Annotated in this window: 18 protein-coding genes and 3 tRNA genes; 7 read left to right on the plus strand and 14 right to left on the minus strand. The window is 72.7% G+C overall.

Annotation, left to right across the window (positions count from 1 at the left end):
* The first annotated feature begins 6 nt into the window (after positions 1-6).
* A complete protein-coding gene (locus tag ACFY7H_RS09060) occupies positions 7-957 on the plus strand; it encodes a tyrosine-protein phosphatase (RefSeq protein WP_388935265.1) in 951 nt (316 codons plus the stop codon).
* A gap of 99 nt (positions 958-1,056) precedes the next feature.
* On the opposite strand, the gene ACFY7H_RS09065 is transcribed toward ACFY7H_RS09060, so the two are convergent.
* The 5 genes from ACFY7H_RS09065 to ACFY7H_RS09085 all read right to left on the minus strand — a co-directional run bounded on the left by ACFY7H_RS09065 (position 1,057) and on the right by ACFY7H_RS09085 (position 5,942).
* Complete coding sequence (locus ACFY7H_RS09065) at positions 1,057-2,730, minus strand: DEAD/DEAH box helicase (protein WP_388935267.1); 1,674 nt, start codon at positions 2,728-2,730, stop codon at positions 1,057-1,059.
* A gap of 102 nt (positions 2,731-2,832) precedes the next feature.
* On the minus strand, positions 2,833-3,036 hold the full coding sequence (locus ACFY7H_RS09070) for a cold-shock protein (protein WP_007263537.1): 204 nt from the start codon (positions 3,034-3,036) through the stop codon (positions 2,833-2,835).
* A 280-nt stretch (positions 3,037-3,316) separates the two neighbouring features.
* On the minus strand, positions 3,317-4,474 hold the full coding sequence (locus tag ACFY7H_RS09075; RefSeq protein ID WP_388935270.1) for an acetyl-CoA C-acetyltransferase: 1,158 nt from the start codon (positions 4,472-4,474) through the stop codon (positions 3,317-3,319).
* Between the two features lie 16 nt (positions 4,475-4,490).
* A complete protein-coding gene (locus ACFY7H_RS09080; RefSeq protein ID WP_388935272.1) occupies positions 4,491-5,141 on the minus strand; it encodes a TetR/AcrR family transcriptional regulator in 651 nt (216 codons plus the stop codon).
* Positions 5,142-5,156: 15 nt separating this feature from the next.
* Positions 5,157-5,942 carry an SDR family oxidoreductase gene (locus ACFY7H_RS09085; protein ID WP_388935275.1) on the minus strand — a complete coding sequence of 262 codons (786 nt, stop codon included), beginning with the start codon at positions 5,940-5,942 and terminating at the stop codon, positions 5,157-5,159.
* Positions 5,943-6,093: 151 nt separating this feature from the next.
* Here ACFY7H_RS09085 and ACFY7H_RS09090 point away from each other — a divergent pair, with 151 nt between their 5' ends.
* Both ACFY7H_RS09090 and ACFY7H_RS09095 read left to right on the plus strand, forming a co-directional pair.
* A complete protein-coding gene (locus tag ACFY7H_RS09090; protein WP_388935278.1) occupies positions 6,094-7,239 on the plus strand; it encodes an acyl-CoA dehydrogenase family protein in 1,146 nt (381 codons plus the stop codon).
* Positions 7,239-8,210, plus strand: a complete 972-nt coding sequence (locus ACFY7H_RS09095) for an acyl-CoA dehydrogenase family protein (RefSeq protein ID WP_388935281.1) — start codon at positions 7,239-7,241, stop codon at positions 8,208-8,210. Before ACFY7H_RS09090 ends, ACFY7H_RS09095 begins: the two co-directional genes overlap by 1 nt.
* 87 nt (positions 8,211-8,297) lie before the next feature.
* On the opposite strand, the gene ACFY7H_RS09100 is transcribed toward ACFY7H_RS09095, so the two are convergent.
* Both ACFY7H_RS09100 and ACFY7H_RS09105 read right to left on the minus strand, forming a co-directional pair.
* Positions 8,298-8,371, minus strand: a tRNA-Lys gene (locus ACFY7H_RS09100).
* A 54-nt stretch (positions 8,372-8,425) separates the two neighbouring features.
* Positions 8,426-8,785 (minus strand): hypothetical protein, encoded by a 360-nt coding sequence (locus ACFY7H_RS09105; RefSeq protein ID WP_388935283.1) that lies wholly within the window; start codon positions 8,783-8,785, stop codon positions 8,426-8,428.
* A gap of 64 nt (positions 8,786-8,849) precedes the next feature.
* Here ACFY7H_RS09105 and ACFY7H_RS09110 point away from each other — a divergent pair.
* A tRNA-Ala gene (locus tag ACFY7H_RS09110) sits at positions 8,850-8,924 on the plus strand.
* An 80-nt stretch (positions 8,925-9,004) separates the two neighbouring features.
* Positions 9,005-9,079: transfer RNA gene (locus ACFY7H_RS09115), tRNA-Arg, on the plus strand.
* A 7-nt stretch (positions 9,080-9,086) separates the two neighbouring features.
* Here ACFY7H_RS09115 and ACFY7H_RS09120 read toward each other — a convergent pair.
* Positions 9,087-9,977 (minus strand): alpha/beta hydrolase, encoded by an 891-nt coding sequence (locus tag ACFY7H_RS09120; protein ID WP_388935285.1) that lies wholly within the window; start codon positions 9,975-9,977, stop codon positions 9,087-9,089.
* A complete protein-coding gene (locus ACFY7H_RS09125; RefSeq protein ID WP_388935289.1) occupies positions 9,974-10,705 on the minus strand; it encodes an SDR family NAD(P)-dependent oxidoreductase in 732 nt (243 codons plus the stop codon). The genes ACFY7H_RS09120 and ACFY7H_RS09125 overlap by 4 nt, the downstream gene beginning before the upstream one ends.
* Before the next feature lie 194 nt (positions 10,706-10,899).
* Between ACFY7H_RS09125 and ACFY7H_RS09130 the strand changes: the two genes are divergently transcribed.
* The gene (locus ACFY7H_RS09130) at positions 10,900-11,538 is read left to right on the plus strand and encodes a helix-turn-helix transcriptional regulator (protein WP_388935292.1); all 639 of its coding nucleotides are present in this window, start codon (positions 10,900-10,902) and stop codon (positions 11,536-11,538) included.
* A 160-nt stretch (positions 11,539-11,698) separates the two neighbouring features.
* A complete protein-coding gene (locus ACFY7H_RS09135) occupies positions 11,699-12,211 on the plus strand; it encodes a pyridoxamine 5'-phosphate oxidase family protein (protein ID WP_388935294.1) in 513 nt (170 codons plus the stop codon).
* Between the two features lie 29 nt (positions 12,212-12,240).
* Here ACFY7H_RS09135 and ACFY7H_RS09140 read toward each other — a convergent pair whose 3' ends face one another.
* From ACFY7H_RS09140 to ACFY7H_RS09160, 5 genes are all read right to left on the minus strand, one after another.
* A complete protein-coding gene (locus tag ACFY7H_RS09140; RefSeq protein WP_388935296.1) occupies positions 12,241-12,441 on the minus strand; it encodes a DUF397 domain-containing protein in 201 nt (66 codons plus the stop codon).
* Positions 12,426-13,049, minus strand: a complete 624-nt coding sequence (locus ACFY7H_RS09145; protein WP_388935299.1) for a DUF5753 domain-containing protein — start codon at positions 13,047-13,049, stop codon at positions 12,426-12,428. Before ACFY7H_RS09145 ends, ACFY7H_RS09140 begins: the two co-directional genes overlap by 16 nt.
* 265 nt (positions 13,050-13,314) lie before the next feature.
* Complete coding sequence (locus tag ACFY7H_RS09150; protein ID WP_388935302.1) at positions 13,315-14,775, minus strand: glutamate synthase subunit beta; 1,461 nt, start codon at positions 14,773-14,775, stop codon at positions 13,315-13,317.
* A complete protein-coding gene (gene gltB, locus ACFY7H_RS09155; protein ID WP_388936186.1) occupies positions 14,768-19,306 on the minus strand; it encodes a glutamate synthase large subunit in 4,539 nt (1,512 codons plus the stop codon). Before gltB ends, ACFY7H_RS09150 begins: the two co-directional genes overlap by 8 nt.
* A gap of 439 nt (positions 19,307-19,745) precedes the next feature.
* A complete protein-coding gene (locus ACFY7H_RS09160) occupies positions 19,746-20,477 on the minus strand; it encodes a VIT1/CCC1 transporter family protein (RefSeq protein ID WP_388935305.1) in 732 nt (243 codons plus the stop codon).
* Positions 20,478-20,522: the final 45 nt, after the last annotated feature.

Here is a 20,522-nt window from a genome sequence, read left to right on the forward strand (position 1 = left end):
CGCACGATGAGCCGTGCCCGAACCCGCCTGGCCACCGCGGCGGCCGTCGCCGCCCTCGCCATCGGGGCCCTGCCCGCCTCCGCGTACGCGGCGCCGGCGGACAGCGCCGCCTCCGCCAGGCACCAGCACCACCGTCCGGCGCAGCACCGGGACCCGCTGGCGGAAACGATCCGTCAGATCCCCCTCCAGGGCGCCGTCAACGTCCGGGACGTCGGCGGCTACCGCACCTACACCGGCGGTCAGGTCCGCCAGGGGCTGGTGTACCGCTCCGACGCGCTGAGCAGGCTGACGGCGGCCGACGTCACCGCCGTCGCGGGTCTCGGCCTCACGAAGGTCGTCGACTTCCGCATCCCGCTGGAGCTCCAGTACGACGGCGCCGACCGGCTGCCGTCCGGGCTCTCCGTCACCTCCCGTCCGATCAGCGACCTGGGGCTGTACGGCACCCTGGTCGGTGCGATCACCGCGGGTGACCCCGTCAAGCAGGAGCAGATGCTCGGCGGCGGGCGCGCCGAGGCGTACATGCGGGACATCTACCGCACCTTCGTGACCAGTCCCGAGAACCGGACGCAGCTGGCGACGACGCTGCGGGAGATCGCGGACGGGAGCCAGGGCCCGTTGCTGTACCACTGCACCTCAGGCAAGGACCGGACGGGCTGGCTGAGTTACGTCCTGCTGCGCGCGCTGGCCGTGCCGCAGGAGACAGCCGAGCGCGACTACCTGGCCTCGAACACCTTCCGGGCGGCGTACGACGCCCAGCTGCGCGCGGTGCTCAAGCAGTCGGGGCGGATGCAGAACCCGGACCTGCTGATCCCGCTCCAGGAGGTCCGCCAGGACTACCTGGACGCGGCGACGGGACAGCTGGAGGCCGACTACGGGAGCTTCTACGGCTACCTGACGCAGGGGCTGGGCCTGGACTTGCGGACGCTGGTGAAGCTCCAGGACAAGCTGGTCCGGTAGCCGCCCGGCATCCCTCAGGCAGCCGTCCGGGGCCGGACGTGCCGACGCCGGGCGGCACGTGCTGCGTGCCGCCCGGCGTCCTTGCCGTCGTGCCGGGGGTCAGACCGCCCGGCGGCGGCCCTGGCCGCCGGTGCCGACGCGGCTGCGCGCGGAGGCCGCGGCTGCGCCGCCGGAGGCCGAGCCGCCGGAGCGGCGTCCCTGGGCGGGGGCACCGCCGGTGCCCTGGCCGCCGCCCTGGCCGCGGCGGGCCTGGCCCGAGCCGGCAGCGGTGGCCTGCCCGGAGGCGGCGCCGCCGGAGCGCCGGCCGCGACCGCCGGCCGCGGGGGCGGAGCCGGTGGCGGAGCCGCCGCGGGGACCGCCGGAGCGGCGGCGCGAGGAACCGGATCCGGAGCCCGAGCCGGTGCGCTTGGGCTGCGGGGGCTGCGGCACCTCCAGTACGACGGGGATGCCGGAGGGCTCGCGGGCGCCGGTGAGGCGGGCCAGTTCCGCGTCGGAGGACTTGACCTGCGCGGTGCGCGGGCTGATCCCTGCGTCCGACATCAGGCGGGTCATGTCCCGCTTCTGCTCGGGCAGGACCAGGGTGACGACGCTGCCGGACTCGCCGGCGCGGGCGGTGCGGCCACCGCGGTGCAGGTAGTCCTTGTGGTCGGTCGGCGGGTCCACGTTGACGACGAGGTCGAGGTCGTCGATGTGGATGCCGCGCGCGGCGACGTTGGTGGCGATCAGCGCGGTGACCTCGCCGGTCTTGAACCAGTCCAGGGTCCGGTTGCGCTGCGGCTGGGAGCGTCCGCCGTGCAGGCCGGAGGCGCGGACGCCGTCGGCGAGCAGTCGCTTGACCATGCGGTCGACCCCGCGCTTGGTGTCCACGAACATGATCACCCGGCCGTCGCGGGCCGCTATGCGGGTCACCACGGCCTTCTTGTCGGTCTCGTCCATGACGTACAGGACGTGGTGCTCCATGGTGGTGACCGCGCCGGCCGACGGGTCGACGGAGTGGCCAACCGGGTCGGTCAGGAACATCTTGACGAGCTTGTCGATGTTCTTGTCGAGGGTCGCCGAGAACAGCATGGTCTGGCCGCCGGGCTCGACCTGCTTGAGCAGGGCGGTGACCTGCGGCATGAAGCCCATGTCGGTCATCTGGTCGGCCTCGTCGAGGACCGTGACGGAGACCTGCGAGAGGTCGGCGTCGCCGCGGTCGATGAGGTCCTTGAGGCGGCCGGGGGTGGCGACGAGCACCTCGGCGCCGCGGCGCAGGGCGCCGGACTGCCGGTTGATCGACATGCCGCCGACGACGGTCGCGATGCGCAGGTTGACGGCCGTGGCGTAGGGGCTCAGGGCGTCGGTGACCTGCTGGGCCAGCTCGCGGGTCGGTACGAGGACCATCGCGAGCGGCGCCTTGGGCTCCGCGCGGCGGCCGGCGGTGCGGGCGAGCAGGGCCAGGCCGAAGGCGAGCGTCTTGCCGGAGCCGGTGCGGCCGCGGCCGAGCAGGTCGCGGCCGGCGAGCGAATTCGGCAGGGTGGCGGCCTGGATCGGGAACGGCTCGGTCACGCCCTGGGCGGCGAGGGTCTTCAGCAGCGCCTCGGGCATGTCCATGTCCTCGAACGCGGCGACCGGCGGGAGGGCCGGGGCCTGCGGTTCGGGCATGGTGAATTCCTGGGGCCGGGCGACGGGTGCGGACTTCTGCCGTCCCGCGCCAGCCTTCGGACGTCCCTGGGCCGCACCTCGGCCCCGAGTGGGGCGGCGGCTGGGTCGTGCGGAGCTGGAGCTGGTCATGCGGAAAAGCCCTCCTGAAACCGGCAGGTCGAACAAACGGTGGAGACAGCAGACAAGCCGGGGCCCGCACCGTGCGGTGCGGACCCCGGCATGCTGAAGAACTTAGGCGGGGAGGATGTTCTCCGCCTGGGGGCCCTTCTGGCCCTGGGTGACGTCGAACGTCACGCGCTGACCCTCGGTCAGCTCACGGAAGCCCTGGGTGGCGATGTTCGAGTAGTGGGCGAAGACGTCCGGGCCGCCACCGTCCTGCTCGATGAAGCCGAAGCCCTTTTCCGAGTTGAACCACTTCACGGTACCGTTAGCCATTTGGATCTCCTGAATAGGCGGCAAGGGCCCCATCCGGGAGATTCCGGGAAAAACAATAAAAGCGCCTGCGGAGCAATCCCGTCAGGCGCACATAATGTTCATGGGTACCACAACTGCAACGGCTCCAAAGCTAGCACACCTCGGGCCCGCGCCGCTGCGACCTGCGCCACTCGAACCGCGGCGCGGCCGCGGCGGGGCCCGCCCCGAGCCGGATCACGACCGGATCGAGGCCTGGTCAGAGCCGGATCGGGGCCGGGTCAGAGCGGGGTCGGAGCCGGGGTCAGAGCCGCTCGATGATCGTCACGTTCGCCTGCCCGCCGCCCTCGCACATGGTCTGGAGCCCGTAGCGGCCGCCCGTGCGTTCCAGCTCGTGCAGCAGCGTCGTCATCAGCTTCGCGCCCGTCGCCCCGAGTGGATGACCCAGGGCGATGGCGCCTCCGTTGACGTTGACCCGGTCCGGGTCGGCGCCCGTCTCCTTCAGCCAGGCCAGCACCACCGGCGCGAAGGCCTCGTTGATCTCGACCAGGTCGATCTCGTCCAGGGTGAGGCCGCTCTTCTTCAGGGCGTACGCGGTCGCCGGGATCGGGGCCGACAGCATGCGGACGGGGTCCTCGCCGCGGACCGACAGGTGGTGGACGCGGGCGCGGGGCGTGAGGCCGTGTTCGGCGACCGCCCGTTCGGAGGCGATCAGCAGGGCGGCGGCGCCGTCCGAGACCTGGGAGGAGACGGCCGCGGTGATGGTGCCGCCCTCGACGACCGGCTTCAGGGCGGCCATCTTCTCCAGGGTGGTGTCCCGGCGCGGGCCCTCGTCCACCCGGACCTCCCCGTAGGCGACGGTCTCCCGCCGGAAGCGGCCCTCGTCGATGGCGCGGACCGCCCGCCGGTGGGAGCGCAGGGCGAACTCCTCCATGTCCCCCCGCGTGATCCCCCACTTCTCGGCGATGAGCTGCGCCCCGTGGAACTGGTTGACCGGCGCGTCCCCGTACCGGGCGCGCCAGCCGCGCGATCCCGCGTAGGGGCCCTCGGTGAGGCCCAGCGGCTCGGCGGCCTGGCGGGAGGCGAAGGCGATGGGGATCATCGACATGTTCTGGGTGCCGCCCGCGACGACCAGGTCCTGGGTCCCGGACAGGACGCCCTGCGCGGCGAAGTGCACGGCCTGCTGCGAGGACCCGCACTGCCGGTCCACCGTCACCCCGGGCACCTCCTCCGGGAGGCCCGCCGCCAGCCATGCCGTGCGGGCGACGTCACCGGCCTGCGGCCCGACGGTGTCCAGGCAGCCGAAGACGACGTCCTCCACGGCGGCCGGGTCGATCCCGGACCGCTCGACCAGCGCCTTCAGGACGTGCGCGCCCAGGTCGGCGGGGTGCACGGCGGACAGGCCGCCGCCGCGCCGCCCCACGGGGGTGCGTACGGCGTCGACTATGTAGGCCTCGGGCATGGCGGGCTCCTCCGGGTCAGGGGCGTACGGCGATCCCGTCCAGCACCATCGACAGGTACTGGCGGGCGATCTCCTCGGGGCTGTGCCGGCCGCCCGGCCGGTACCAGGACGCCGCGACCCACACCGTGTCGCGGACGAAGCGGTAGGTGAGGCGGATGTCGAGGTCGGCACGGAAGACCTGGGCGTCGACCCCCCGCTCCAGCGTCCCGAGCCACGCCTTCTCGAACTTGACCTGCGAGTCGGAGAGGTAGTGGAAGCGGGGCTGCGCGGAGAGGGTGCGGGCCTCCTTCTGGTAGATCGCGACGGCGGCGCGGTGCCGGTCGATCTCCCGGAAGGACTCGGTGACGAGGGCCTCGATGGTCTCCCTGGGGCCGAGGCCGGCGGCGAGGACGGTGTCGTACCCCGCCCACAGCTCGGTCAGGAAGGCCGAGAGGATCTCGTCGAGCATCGATTCCTTGGAATCGAAGTGGTAGTAGAGGCTGCCGGCGAGCATCCCGGCGGCGTCGGCGATCTTGCGGACGGTGGTGGCGTTGTAGCCCTGGGCGGCGAAGACCTCGGCGGCGGTGGCGAGGAGTTCCCGTCGGCGCTCCGGTGAGGCGGTCACCTGCGTCTTCTTCTTGGCGCCCGGCTGGGCGTCGGGCTGGGCGTTCGGCTGGTTCGTTGGCACGGCCCCATTGTCGGCCTAGGCGTGCTGGCTGCTGACCGACACCGTCTCGCCCGTCATGTACGAGGAGTAGCCGCTGGCCAGGAAGACGATGACGTTGGCGATCTCCCACGGCTCGGCGTACCGGCCGAAGGCCTCGCGGGCCGTCAGCTCGCGCAGCAGCTCCTCGCTGGTGACCTTCGCCAGGTGCGGGTGCATGGCCAGGCTGGGGGCGACCGCGTTGACGCGTACGCCGAATCCGGCGGCCTCCAAGGCCGCGCAGCGGGTCAGGGCCATCACTCCGGCCTTGGCGGCGGCGTAGTGCGCCTGGCCGGTCTGGGCGCGCCAGCCGATGACGGAGGCGTTGTTGACGACGACTCCGCCGCGTCGGGAGGCCTTCAGGGAGCGCAGGGCGGCGCGGGTGCAGCGGAAGGTGCCGTTGAGGGTGACGTCGAGGACCCGGCCCCACTGGTCGTCGGTCATGTCCACGAGTTCGGCGGTGCCGCCGAGCCCGGCGTTGTTGACGACGACGTCGAGGCCGCCGTGGAGCTGTTCGGCGTGCGCGAAGAGGGCCTCGACCTGGCGGCCGTCGGTGACGTCGCAGGGCAGGGAGGCGACCCGGCCGGGCCCGAAGGCAGTGGTGAGGGCTTCCTCGGTCTCCTTCAGGCGGCGGGCGTGGGCGTCGCTGATCAGGACGGTGGCGCCCTCCTCCAGGAAGCGGCGGGCGGTGGCGCCGCCGATGCCGGCTCCGGCGGCGGCGGTGATGACGGCGGTGCGGTCCTTGAGCAGCCCGTGGGCCGGGACGTAGGCGGGCCGCGCGGTCATGCCCGCGCCTCCTCGGGGAGGCCGGGGGTCCGCCCGGCGGTGGTGCGGGGGGTGCGGAGCCGGCCGCGGGCTCCGGTGCGCGACTCCTCGACTCTGCTCATGGCCGTACGTTAACCTACCAAACACTTGTTAGGGAAGGATGTGCCGCCTCATGAACCTCGACCACTCCCCCGGGGTGGAGGCCTTCCGGGCCGAGGCCCGCGACTGGCTCCGCGCCCACGTCCCGGCCCGCCCCCTGCCCTCCCTGGAGACCGCCGAGGGCTTCGCGGCCCACCGGGAATGGGAGGCGCTGCTGCACGCGGACCGCTGGTCGGTGGTGTCGTGGCCCGAGGAGTACGGGGGCCGGGGCGTGGACCTCGAGCGGTGGCTGGTCTTCGAGGAGGAGTACTGGGCGGCGGGCGCACCCGGCCGGGTCTCCCAGAACGGCATCAACCTGCTGGCCCCCACCCTCTTCGAGCACGCCACGGCCGCGCAGCGGGCGCGCGTACTGCCCCCCATGGCGAGCGGCGAGGTGGTCTGGGCGCAGGCCTGGTCGGAGCCCGAGGCCGGCTCCGACCTGGCCTCGCTGCGCTCGGAGGCGGTACGGACGGAGGGCGGCTGGCTGCTGTCCGGGCAGAAGACCTGGTCCTCGCGGGCCGCCTTCGCCGACCGGGCCTTCGGCGTCTTCCGCACGGACCCCGGGGCGCCGAAGCCGCACCAGGGGCTGACGTACCTGATGTTCGGCCTGCGGGACCCGGGGGTGACGGTACGGCCCATCGGCCGCCTCGACGGCAAGCCGGCCTTCGCGGAGCTCTTCCTGGACGGGGTCTTCGTCCCCGACGAGGACGTGATCGGCGAGCCCGGGCAGGGCTGGCGGATCGCGATGTCCACCACCGGCAACGAGCGGGGGCTGACCCTGCGCTCCCCCGGCCGGTTCCTGGCCGCCGCCGACCGGCTGGCCGGGCTGTGGCGCGACCGGGGCGACCCCGCCGACACGGCGCTGCGGGACCGGGTCGCGGACGCGGTGGTCGGGGCCCGCGCCTACGCGCTGTTCACCTGGGCGGGCGCCTCCCGCTTCGCGGCGGGCGAGCGGATCGGAGCCGAGTCCAGCCTGAACAAGGTGTTCTGGTCGCAGTACGACATCGCCCTGCACGAGACGGCCCTGGACCTGCTGGGCGCGGACGCGGAGCTCGCGGACGGCGAGTGGGCGGAGCCGTGGCTCTTCTCGCTGGCCGGGCCGATCTACGCGGGCACGAACGAGATCCAGCGCGACATCATCGCCGAGCGGCTGCTCGGCCTCCCGAAGGGCCGCCGCTGATGCGCTTCCTGCCGACCGCGGAACAGTCCGAGTACGCCCGCACCCTGCGCTCCCTGCTGGCCGCGGCCGGGGTTCCGGCGACGGCCCGGGCCTGGGCGGCCGGGGAGCACGGGCCCGGGCGGGCGCTGTGGGCCCGGCTGGCCGGGACGGGCCTGTTCGCGCTGGCCGCGCCGGAGGCGTACGACGGGGCGGGCCCGCTGCCGGTGGAGCTGGCCCTCGGCTTCGTGGAGCTGGGGCGGGCGGGCGTTCCGGGGCCGGTGGTGGAGACGGCCGCGGCCGCGGTGCTCCTCGCCGGGCTGGACGACGGGAAGCCGGCGGAGCGGTTCCTGCCGGGGCTGGCCTCGGGCGGCTCCTCGGCGACGCTGACGCTGCCGGGCGGATCCCCGTACGCCCTGGACGCGGACGCGGTGACGCACCGGTTCACGGTGACGGCGGCGGGCGAGCTGTGGCTGGCCGGCGGGCTGGGGGAGCCGCTGGCCTCGACCGACCCGGCGCGGCGGCTGTACCGGCCGGCCGCCGCCGGGGAGCTGCTGGCGGCGGGCCCGGCGGTGACGGCCGCGGCCGGGGCGGCTCTGCGCTGGGCGCGTCTGCTGACGGCGGCCCAGTGCCTGGGCGTCGGTGAGGCGCTGCTGGCGCGGACGGTGGAGTACGCGAAGGGGCGCACGCAGTTCGGGATGCCGATCGGCGGCTTCCAGGCGGTCAAGCACCGGCTGGCGGACACCCTGCTGGGGCTGGAGTTCGCCCGGCCGCTGCTGTGGGCGGCCGCGCTGTCCCTGTCGCGCCGGGACGTGGCGGCGGCGAAGCTGACCGCCGGGGATGCGGCGTACGCGGCCGCGCTCACCGCCCTCCAGGTGCACGGGGCGGTCGGCTACACCCGGGAACTGGACCTGTCGCTGTGGCTGCTCAAGGCCCGCCCGCTGCGTGACGCATGGGGCGGCCCGTCGCGGTGCCGGGCGGAGGTGCTGGCGTAGGGGGGTGTCCGGCGGGTCAGGTCAGGGCCGGGCCGGAAAGCACTTCGGGCGGTGCCCGGTGAACCGGGAACCGCCCGAAGGTGAGGGTGCGCCGCCAGGGACTCGAACCCCGGACCCGCTGATTAAGAGTCAGCTGCTCTAACCAACTGAGCTAGCGGCGCCTTCCGACAGGAAAAAATACCCGGTCCGGCCGGGTGCGCCAAATCGTCCCGGCGTCACCGGCGGCCGCTGCCGCCCGCCGGGGCGCGCCGGCGCCCGGTACGACGGCGGCGCCCGCGCAGCGACAGCCGTAGCAGCACCACCGTCTGGAGCAGCAGCAGCGCCCCGAGGCCCATCGTGGCCGGCAGGCCGTGCCCCTCCCAGGCGGCGGCCCCCAGCCGGGCGGCGCCCACCGCGGTGAGCGCGACGAGGAAGCGGCCCGCGAACTCCGCCTCGGTGCCGTGCGGTACGGCCGAGCCGGCCACGAACACCGCCAGCAGTACGGGGATCCACGGCGTCCCGGGATCGCGCAGCAGCGCGGCGGCTCCGGCCTCCACGGCGAGGAGCAGGCAGGCACGCAGCAGGAAACCAGGCATGGACACATCATGTCGGGAATATCCCGGCGCGGTCCCGTCCGGCGGCGGCTAAGATCGCGCACAAGCGGGGTCGTAGCACAGAGGCAGTGCGCCTACACAGCATGGAGGAGGACGCCGGTTCGAATCCGGCCGCCCCGCCCCTCGTCCGTCCCGGACCTTCCCGGCCCCCGGTCGCGACGCCGGTGCCGTGACGCCCACGCCGTACGATCGGCCGCAAGGGCGGGGCCGTGGTACAGAGGTCGTTGCGCCCCCTTGCGAAGGGGAAGACGCCGGTTCGAATCCGGCCGCCCCGCCCCCTCCCTCAGCCGGTGCCCGCCAGCCAGGCCGCCGCTCCCGCCACCGCCGTCTCCGCGACCGGCAGCGGCAGGCCCAGGAAGCCGTGGAAGACCCCCGGGTAGAGGCGGACCTCGCAGTCCACGCCCGCCCGGCCCAGGCGGCGCGCGTACGCCAGCCCCTCGTCCCGCAGCGGGTCGCAGTCCGCGAGGACGAGCAGCGTGCGCGGGAGCCCCGCGACCCGGGCCGCCCGCAGGGGCGAGACGTGCGGGTGGGCGGGGTCGCCGCCGTACTGCTCCCAGTACCAGGCCATGTGCGCGGCGGTGTGGAAGTAGCCGCGCCCGTACGCCGCCACCGACGCGGAGTCCATCGCGGCGTCCAGCGGCGGGTACACCAGCAGCTGCCCGGCGACCAGCTCCGGCGCCCGCAGCGCGGTGACCGCCGCCAGGTTGCCCCCGCTGGAGTCGCCCGCCACCACGACCCGGCGCGGATCGCAGCCGAGCCGGAGCGCCTCGGCCCGCGCCCACAGCAGCGCGGTGAGCGCGTCGTCGGCCGCCGCCGGCCAGGGGTGCTCCGGGGCCAGCCGGTACCCGGTGGAGACGACCACCGCCCCGGAGGCGGCGGCCAGGGCCCGGCACAGGGCGTCGTGGGTGTCGGGGCCGCACATCACCCACCCGCCGCCGTGGAAGTACACGACCAGCGGCCGCCCCGCCGCCCCGGGCGCGGGGTCGTAGACCCGCACCGGCACCCCGCCCGCGGTGGTGTCGTACACCGAGGCCACCTCCGGCCCCGCCGGGCGCACCGCCTCCCCCGCGGCCACCGCGGCCCGCAGCGCGGCGGCGTCCCCGGGCCCGGGGAACCGGGCGGCCATCGCGTCGCACAGCCGCCGCGCGGCCCCGGACAGCTCGTCCCGCGTCATCGCGCCGTCATCCCCCCGTCGACCGTGAACTCCGCGCCCGTCACGTACGAGGACGCGTCCGAGCACAGGAACAGCACCAGCTCCGCGACCTCCCCCGGCCTGCCCATCCGCCCCAGCGGTACGTGCGACCAGTCCCGCCCGGCGACCGCGGCGGCCACCATCGGGGTGTCGACGGCCCCCGGGTGCACCGAGTTGACCCGGATCCCGTCCCCGGCCAGGTCCAGCGCCGCCGACCGGGTCAGGCCCCGCAGCCCGGACTTCGTGGACGCGTACGCCGCGTGGCCGGGGACGCCGACCAGCCCGGCGGTGGAGGAGACGTTGACGACGGAGCCGCCCCCGCCGGCGCGCAGGACCGGGGCCAGCGCCCGGATGCCGAGGAACGGGCCCAGCAGGTTGACCCTCAGCAGTTCCTTGAAGCCCTCCGGGCTCTGCTCCTCGACGTGCGCGGTGCGCCACAGGGCGGCGTTGTTGACCAGCGCCGAGACCGCCCCGAAGGCGGCCACCGCCTCCCGCACCACCCCGGCCCAGCTGTCGGCGTCGGCCACGTCGTGCCGTACGTACAGGCCCTGGCCGGCGCCCAGTTCGGCGGCGACCGCCCTGCCCTCCTCCTCGCGCACGTCGGTGACGACGACCCGCGCCCCGGCCCCCGCGCACAGCCGGGCCCCGGCGGCGCCCTGGCCGCGTCCGGCTCCGGTGATGACGACGACCTTGCCGTCGAGCGAGGCCACCTCAGACCCCGCCGCCGACGCCGGGGCACGCCCGGCACGCGGGCTTCTCCTGAAACGTCACGGAAGGCCCCTCCAGCGGGATCGGGGAAAGCACGGCACGCACACAACACGCCACATGACGAACAGAAATACTTCTAGCAGTCACATCCGACAGGGGGAAGGGCTCTCGCGCGACCGGTCGTAGACTGCGTTGCGTGGCAGACGAGACGGCCGAGACGGCAGACGAGGCGTCGGCGGGGGCACCCCCGCACGCCCTCCCCGCGACCAGCTGGGCGGTCCTCGGACTGCTCTCCTTCGGCGAGGAACTCTCCGGCTACGACCTGAAGAAGTGGTCGGACTGGTCGCTGCGCTTCTTCTACTGGAGCCCCTCCTTCAGCCAGATCTACAGCGAGCTGAAGCGCCTGGAGAAGGCCGGCTACGCCTCCTCGCGGATGGTCTCCCAGGAATCCGGCACCCGGGACAAGCGCGTGTACCGGATCACCGGCGAGGGCATGGCCGCCGTACGCACATGGGCGCGCGAGGCACCGGTCGACCCGCCGGTCCTCAAGCACGGGCCGATGCTGCGGCTGTGGCTGGGCCATCTGCTGGAGCCGGAGCAGATCCGCGAAGTGCTGCGCGGGCACCAGGAGTTCGCGGAGGGCATGCGCCGCCGCGCGGAGGCCGACGCGGAGGACGCCCAGGGCGAGGCGGCCTGGGCGTACCCGGCACTGGCCCTCAGGTGGGCCGAGCGGTACTACACCTCCGAGCGGGACCTCGCGGTCGCGATGCTGGAGGACATGGACGCCCTGGAGGCGGCACGCACCGCCTCCGAGGGCGCGGGCAAGCACCCGTAGGGGCGCCGGACCGACCACCGCACGTCCGCGCGTCCGCACGTCCGCGCGTCCGCCGGACAGAAGCGGCATCCGAGCGCCCGCTTCACCGAAGATGTCCCCACGCCCCCGGACGCCAGGGCAGCGGTGGGCCCGGCCTGCGACATCGTGCGAGGAGACCGAGATGACGACGAACAACTGGGCAGCGTTCGAGAAGGCGGAACCGGAATTCGCTGCGGCCGTGCGGGCCCGCTTCGCCCGGTACCCGCACCACGTCCTGGCCACCCTGCGCAAGGACGGCTCGCCCCGGGTGAGCGGACTCAACGTCGAGTTCCGGGGCGGGGAACTGTGGCTCGGAATGATGGCGGGCTCGATGAAGGCCCGGGACCTCCAGCGCGACCCGCGCTTCGCCCTGCACACCAACCCGGGCGAGGGCGACACCATGCCCGACGGCGACGTACGCGTCTCGGGGCGCGCGGTGGAGGTCGTGGAGCCGCCGGAACTGCACCGGTACGCGGAGGAGACCGACGCCCCGGCACACCCCTTCCACCTCTTCCACGCCGACCTGACCGAGGTGGTCCACATCGCCGTCGACGGCGAGGACCTGGTGATCCGCTCATGGACCCCGGCCCACGGAACACGCACCCTCCGCCGCGGCAACGACGACGAACCGCCGCGCGAGGAGCCCGCCGGCTGAAACCGTACGGCAGCGGCTGCGGTACGAGATCAGCCTCGGGTCTTCACGTCCTGGATGAAGGAGGACCAGGCCTCAGCCGGGAACGCGAGCACCGGGCCGGTGCCCGCCTGCTTGCTGTCGCGGACGGGGACGGTGCCGGGGAGGCCGTCGGACACCTCGACGCAATTGCCGCCCTCACCGTTGCTGTACGACGACGTCCGCCAGGACAGGCCGTTCATGTCTGCGCGCATGTTGCGTGCTCCTCCGCCACCGACTCGATCAAGGTCAGGGACACCTCCGGCGACAGAGCGGCGGCCCTTGCAAGATCGTATGACTTCCAGTAACGCCGGACCAGAGCCGGATAGTCGAGCAGCTGCCCTGCGTGGGGTCCCTCGGTGTAAGCGACATCGGGAGCGTCGTCGAACCGCATGATTCTCACGGACGCGTCCAGGACGCCATGAGCGCCCGCCGCGTACGGCACCACTTGCACGGTGATGCGGTGGGACCGGACATAGGACGCGATGTGCCGCAACTGAGCGGCCATCACCGCAGGGCCCCCTACCGCCGTCGGCAGCACCGACTCGTGCAGGACGACCCACATCTCAGGAGTTCCCGGATCGCCGAGGAGCCGTGCCCGTTCAATGCGTGCCGCGACCAGCGCGTCGACGCGTTCGGCGAGCGCGGTAGGGCTGGCGGCCCGGATCACGGCGCGAGCGTAGTCCTCCGTCTGGAGCAGCCCAGGGACCAGCGTGGGGGCGTATTCGTAGATTGCCGTCGCCAGGCCTTCCAGCTCGGCCGCGACCGCGAAGTACTCCACGTGCTTGGACTTGAACGCCCTGGACAGGCGGTGGAAGTACACGGGCGAACTCCTCCGGTGTCTGCGCGCCACCCTCGTCCTTCGGCTTGGCCATGAGCCGACTCCCCGCTTCCGCAGTGTTCTTGCGCCGCGAAAAGCGTAGTCCGCACCAGGTCGCCGCATCAGCGGAACGCATTGACATAACTGCAGAACGCCACCGCGCCCGCCATCCCTGGTCGGGGACATGGCGGGCGCGGTGTCGGAGTTCCGTACGCCCTTGTACGGACCGTATGAGGGGTCCTCCCGAGGGAGGGGTACTGCCTGGGGCTTACACCATCAGGGAGCGGTCCGTCGGCTTGACCGGGTACGGGAGGGTGCTGGTGCCCGTCAGGTAGCGGTCCACGCCGCGGGCGGCCGAGCGGCCTTCCGCGATGGCCCACACGATGAGCGACTGGCCGCGGCCCGCGTCGCCGGCGACGAAGACGCCGTCGGCGTTGGTGGCGTACGAGGCGTCGCGGGCGATGTTGCCCCGCTCGTCCAGCTCCACGCCGAACTGCTCGACCAGACCGTTGGCCTGGTCCGTGCCGGTGAAGCCCATCGCCAGGGTGACCAGCTGGGCCGGGAGGACCCGCTCGGTGCCCGGCTTCTGCACCAGCTTGCCGTCGACGAACTCGACCTCGACCAGGTGCAGGGCCTGGACGTTGCCGTCCTCGTCGCCCTCGAAGTGGGTGGTGGAGACGGAGTAGATCCGCTCGCCGCCCTCCTCGTGGGCCGAGGTGACCTTGTACAGCATCGGGAAGGTCGGCCACGGCATGGACGCGGGGCGGTCCTCCGACGGACGCGGCATGATCTCCAGCTGGGTGACCGAGAGGGCGCCCTGGCGGTGGGCGGTGCCGACGCAGTCCGCGCCGGTGTCGCCGCCGCCGATGACGACGACGTGCTTGCCCTCGGCGGTGATCGGCGGGGCCAGGAAGTCGCCCTCCTGGACCTTGTTCGCGAGGGGGAGGTACTCCATCGCGAAATGGATGCCCTTGAGGTCGCGGCCCGGGACCGGCAGGTCGCGGGAGACCGTGGCGCCGGCGGCGACGACGACCGCGTCGAAGCGCTTGCGCAGGTCGGTGGCCGTGATGTCGCGGCCGACCTCGATGCCGGTGCGGAACTTGGTGCCCTCCGCGCGCATCTGCTCGATGCGGCGGTTGATGTGCACCTTCTCCATCTTGAACTCGGGGATGCCGTAGCGCAGCAGGCCGCCGATGCGGTCGGCGCGCTCGTACACCACCACGGTGTGGCCGGCTCGCGTCAGCTGCTGGGCGGCGGCCAGACCGGCCGGGCCGGAGCCGATGACGGCCACGGTCTTGCCGGACAGGCGCTCGGGCGCCTGCGGGGTGACGTCGCCGTTGTCCCAGGCCCGGTCGATGATCGAGACTTCGACGTTCTTGATCGTGACGGCCGGCTGGTTGATGCCGAGGACGCACGCCGACTCGCACGGGGCGGGGCAGAGGCGGCCGGTGAACTCCGGGAAGTTGTTCGTGGCGTGGAGGCGCTCCGACGCCGCCGTCCAGTCCTCGCGGTACGCGTAGTCGTTCCACTCCGGGATCAGGTTCCCGAGGGGGCAGCCGTTGTGGCAGAACGGGATGCCGCAGTCCATGCAGCGGCCGGCCTGCTTGCTGATGATCGGGAGCAGCGAGCCCGGGACGTAGACCTCGTTCCAGTCCTTGAGGCGTTCGGCCACGGGACGGGTGCAGGCGGTCTCGCGCGGGGTGGTGAGGAAGCCCTTCGGGTCAGCCATTGGTCGCCGCCTCCATCATCTTCTCGGTGGTCTCGGACTCGGAGAGTCCGGCCAGCTCAGCGGCGTCCTTGGCGGCGAGCACTGCCTTGTACGTGGTCGGGATGATCTTGCTGAAGCGGGCCGCGGCGGCGTCCCAGTCAGCCAGGAGCTTCGCGGCCACCGTCGAGCCGGTCTCCTCCTCGTGGCGGCGCACCACATCGTGCAGCCACAGCTTGTCGGCCTCGGAGGGGGCCTCGACGGCCTCCTTGTTGCCGACGTTGACCTGGCGGGGGTCGAGGTCGATGACGTACGCGACACCGCCCGACATGCCGGCGGCGAAGTTGCGGCCGGTCTCGCCGAGGACGACGGCCGTTCCGCCGGTCATGTACTCGCAGCCGTGGTCGCCCACGCCCTCCGAGACGACCAGGGCGCCGGAGTTGCGGACGCAGAAGCGTTCGCCGGTGCGGCCGCGCAGGAACATCTCGCCGCCGGTGGCTCCGTAGCCGATGGTGTTGCCGGCGATGGTGGAGTACTCGGCGAGGTGGTCGGCGGCGCGGTCCGGGCGGACGACGACGCGGCCGCCGGAGAGGCCCTTGCCGACGTAGTCGTTGGCGTCGCCCTCCAGGCGCAGGGTCACGCCGCGCGGCAGGAACGCGCCGAATGACTGGCCGGCCGAACCGGTGAAGGTCAGGTCGATCGTGTTGTCGGGCAGGCCCGCGCCGCCGAACTTCTTGGTGACGTGGTGGCCGAGCATGGTGCCGACGGTCCGGTTGATGTTGCGGATCGCGACCCGGGCCCGGACCGGCTGGGCCGTCTCGGCGGACTCGGCGTTCAGCGCGTCGGCCGCGAGCTCGATGAGCTCGTTGTCGAGGGCCTTCTCCAGGCCGTGGTCCTGCTCGATCAGGGCGTGGCGGACCGCGCCCTCGGGCAGCTCGGGCACGTGGAAGAGGGGCTCGAGGTCGAGGCCCTGCGCCTTCCAGTGCGTGACGGCCTTGCTGGTGTCGAGGAGCTCGGCGTGGCCGACGGCCTCCTCGATCGTGCGGAAGCCCAGCTCGGCGAGGATCTCGCGCACCTCCTCCGCGATGAACTCGAAGAAGTTGACGACGAATTCGGGCTTGCCGGAGAAGCGGTCGCGCAGGACCGGGTTCTGGGTGGCGATGCCGACGGGGCAGGTGTCCAGGTGGCAGACGCGCATCATGACGCAGCCGGAGACGACGAGCGGGGCGGTCGCGAAACCGAACTCCTCGGCGCCGAGGAGCGCGGCGATGACCACGTCGCGGCCGGTCTTGAGCTGGCCGTCCGTCTGGACCACGATGCGGTCGCGCAGCCCGTTGAGCAGCAGGGTCTGCTGGGTCTCGGCGAGGCCGAGCTCCCAGGGGCCGCCCGCGTGCTTGAGCGAGGTGAGCGGGGAGGCGCCCGTTCCGCCGTCGTGGCCGGAGATGAGGACGACGTCCGCGTGGGCCTTGGAGACACCGGCCGCGACCGTACCGACGCCGACTTCGGAGACCAGCTTCACGTGGATGCGGGCCGCCGGGTTGGCGTTCTTGAGGTCGTGGATCAGCTGGGCCAGGTCCTCGATGGAGTAGATGTCGTGGTGCGGCGGCGGGGAGATCAGGCCGACGCCCGGGGTGGAGTGCCGGGTCTTGGCGACCCACGGGTAGACCTTGTGGCCGGGCAGCTGGCCGCCCTCGCCGGGCTTGGCGCCCTGCGCCATCTTGATCTGGATGTCGTCCGCGTTGACCAGGTACTCGCTCGTGACGCCGAAGCGGCCGGAGGCGACCTGCTTGATCGAGGAGCGGCGCGCCGGGTCGTACAGGCGGTCCGGGTCCTCGCCGCCCTCACCGGTGTTGGACTTGGCGCCCAGCTGGTTCATGGCGATGGCGAGGGTCTCGTGCGCCTCCTTGGAGATGGAGCCGTACGACATGGCGCCGGTGGAGAAGCGCTTGACGATCTCGGAGACCGGCTCGACCTCGTCGATGGAGATCGAGGGGCGGTCGCTCTTGATGGCGAACAGGCCGCGGAGCGTCATCAGGCGCTCGGACTGCTCGTTCACGCGGTCCGTGTACGTGCGGAAGATGTCGTACCGGCGGTTGCGGGTCGCGTGCTGGAGGCGGAAGACCGTCTCCGGGTCGAACAGGTGCGGCTCGCCCTCGCGGCGCCACTGGTACTCGCCGCCGATCTCCAGCGCGCGGTGCGTGGCGGCGATGCCGGTGGCGGGGTACGCCTTGGCGTGGCGGGCGGCCACCTCCGTGGCGATGACGTCCAGGCCGGCGCCGCCGATCTTGGTGGCGGTGCCGCTGAAGTACGTGCCGACGAACTCCTCGTTCAGGCCGACGGCCTCGAAGACCTGGGCGCCTCGGTAGGAGGCGACGGTGGAGATGCCCATCTTCGACATGACCTTCAGGACGCCCTTGCCGAGGGCGTAGATCAGGTTCTTGATGGCCTGCTCCGGCTCCAGGCCGGACAGGAAGGTGCCGGCGCGCAGCAGGTCCTCGACGGACTCCATGGCCAGGTACGGGTTGACGGCCGCGGCGCCGTAGCCGATGAGCAGGGCGACGTGGTGGACCTCGCGGACGTCGCCGGCCTCGACGAGCAGGCCCACCTGGGTGCGCTGCTTGGTGGCGATGAGGTGGTGGTGCACGGCGGAGGTGAGCAGCAGCGACGGGATCGGCGCGTGCTCGGCGTCCGAGTGACGGTCCGAGAGGACGATCAGGCGGGCGCCTGCCGCGATGGCCGCGTCGGCCTCGGCGCGGATCTCCTCGATCCTGGCCGCGAGGGCCTCGCCGCCGCCGGAGACCCGGTAGAGGCCGGAGAGGGTCGCGGCCTTCATGCCGGGCATGTCGCCGTCGGCGTTGATGTGGATGAGCTTGGCCAGCTCGTCGTTGTCGATCACCGGGAAGGGCAGGGTGACGCTGCGGCAGGACGCGGCGGTCGGCTCCAGCAGGTTGGACTGCGGGCCGATCGAGGACAGCAGCGAGGTGACGAGCTCCTCGCGGATGGCGTCCAGCGGCGGGTTGGTGACCTGCGCGAAGAGCTGGGTGAAGTAGTCGAAGAGCAGGCGGGGGCGCTCGGACAGGGCCGCGATGGGCGAGTCCGTACCCATGGAGCCGAGGGCCTCGCCGCCGGTGCGGGCCATGGGCGCGAGGATGACGCGCAGCTCTTCCTCGGTGTAGCCGAAGGTCTGCTGGCGGCGGGTGACCGAGGCGTGGGTGTGGACGACGTGCTCGCGCTCGGGCAGGTCCGTCAGCTCGATCTCGCCGCTCTCCAGCCATTCGGCGTAGGGGGCGGCGGCGGCCAGCTCGTCCTTGATCTCGTCGTCCTCGACGATCCGCTTCTGGGCGGTGTCGACGAGGAACATCTTGCCGGGCTGCAGGCGGCCCTTGCGGACGACCTTGGCGGGGTCGATGTCGAGGACGCCGACCTCGGAGCCGAGGACGACGAGGCCGTCGTCGGTGACCCAGTAGCGGCCGGGGCGCAGGCCGTTGCGGTCGAGGACCGCGCCGACCTGGGTGCCGTCGGTGAAGGTGACGCAGGCCGGGCCGTCCCAGGGCTCCATCATCGTGGAGTGGTACTGGTAGAACGCGCGGCGGGCCGGGTCCATGGAGGCGTGGTTCTCCCACGCCTCGGGGATCATCATCAGCACGCTGTGCGGCAGCGACCGGCCGCCGAGGTGGAGCAGCTCCAGGACCTCGTCGAAGGAGGCCGAGTCGGAGGCGTCCGGGGTGCAGATCGGGAAGATGCGGTCCAGGGCGCCCTCGCCGAAGGCGCTGGTCGCCAGCTGGGACTCGCGGGCCTTCATCCAGTTCCGGTTGCCCTTGACCGTGTTGATCTCGCCGTTGTGCGCGACGAAGCGGTACGGGTGGGCGAGCGGCCAGGACGGGAAGGTGTTCGTCGAGAACCGGGAGTGGACCAGCGCGAGCGCCGACGCGAAACGGCGGTCTGAGAGGTCCGGGAAGAAGGGTTCGAGCTGGCCGGTGGTCAGCATGCCCTTGTAGACGATGGTGCGTGCGGAGAGCGACGGGAAGTAGACGCCGGCCTCGCGCTCGGCGCGCTTGCGCAGCACGAACGCCTTGCGGTCCAGCTCGATCCCGCTGCTTCCGTTGCTGACGAAGAGCTGGCGGAAGACCGGCATGGTGGCGCGCGCGCCGTTGCCGAGCAGGTCGGGGGTGACCGGGACCTCGCGCCAGCCGAGGACCGTGAGGTTCTCCTCGGCGGCGATGGCCTCGATCCGCTCCGCGGCGACGGCCTGTGCGGTGCCGTCGGCGGGGAGGAAGGCGATGCCGACGGCGTACGCGCCGGCCTCGGGCAGCTCGAAGCCCGCGACCTCGCGCAGGAAGGCGTCCGGCACCTGGGACAGGATGCCCGCGCCGTCGCCGGAGTCCGGCTCGGAGCCGGTGGCGCCGCGGTGCTCGAGGTTCCGCAGGACGGTCAGGGCCTGCTCAACGAGAGTGTGGGTGGCCTCGCCGGTGAGGTTCGCCACGAATCCGACGCCGCAGGCGTCCTTCTCGTTGCGGGGGTCGTACATGCCCTGCTGGGCGGGGCGACCGTCCATGGGCGACCAGGCGGTGTTGCTGGGGCCGGTCGCGGAGTGCGTGGATGCGGAACGCATCGGCTCTCCCGTCGTCGTCGTGGCAATGTGCTGGCCGAGGGACGACGTTGGCCCTCTGCGAAATTTCGTGCAGGTTACATGATGACGGCAATCCCGAGAACCGGATATCACATTCCAGCATGCGGACACTGCGGACCCTGCGCGAGGCAGAAAGAAGGGACCTTCAAGGGGGACGCGGAGGCTTCTACGAGGACTGCTGCGGCTCTGCAGGGGCGTCCGCGGAGGCTTCCGCTGGGTACGGCACGGGGAAGAAGGTCCCGGCGCGCGAGACGGGCATCGTTGCCCGGCGCCCTGGTGTGATGCCCAGCGGTCTCGGAACCGAAACCACCGGGTAACGGACTACTTATGTTGCGCTCTGCATAGTGTCTCACTCCCGGGGCCGTTAGCCTATGGCGCCGCCGATCCAGGTTCCCAGGATGTACGTCACACCCGCGGCGGCGCCACCCAGGACGAGCTGGCGCAGGCCGCTGTACCACCAGGACCGGGCCGTGACCCGCGCGACCACCGCACCGCAGGCGAAGAGCCCGACGAGCGCCAGCAGCACGGCCGGCCACAGGGCGGTCGCACCGAGCAGGTAGGGCAGTACGGGCAGCAGGGCGCCCAGCGCGAAGCTGCCGAAGGACGACACCGCGGCGACCAGCGGCGAGGGCAGGTCGGCGGGGTCGATCCCGAGCTCCTCGCGGGCGTGGATCTCCAGGGCCTGGTCGGGGTCGCGCGAGAGCTGCATCGCGACCTCTCGGGCGAGGGCGGGCTCGACGCCGCGCGAGACGTAGAGCTCGGCCAGCTCCTCCATCTCGTCGACGGGGTGCTTGCGCAGCTGCTGGCGCTCCACGTCCAGTTCGGCGAGGGCCAGCTCGCGCTGCGAGGCGACGGAGGTGTACTCGCCGGCCGCCATCGAGAACGCGCCGGCCGCGAGACCGGCGAGACCGGTGATCACGATGGTGTGCGGGGCGACGGCGCCGCCGGCCACGCCGGTCATCAGGGCGAGGTTGGAGACGAGCCCGTCCATGGCACCGAAGACGGCCGGCCGCAGCCATCCGCCGTTGACGTCGCGGTGGGTGTGGTTGTCGCGGTGGGCGGTGTGCAGCGGCGCTTCGACGTCGATGATGGACATGCGGCGTATCTCCCCTTCTGTACGAGTGGGTACGGGCGGGTACGC

Source organism: Streptomyces sp. NPDC012794 (assembly GCF_042901085.1).
Classification (GTDB): domain Bacteria; phylum Actinomycetota; class Actinomycetes; order Streptomycetales; family Streptomycetaceae; genus Streptomyces.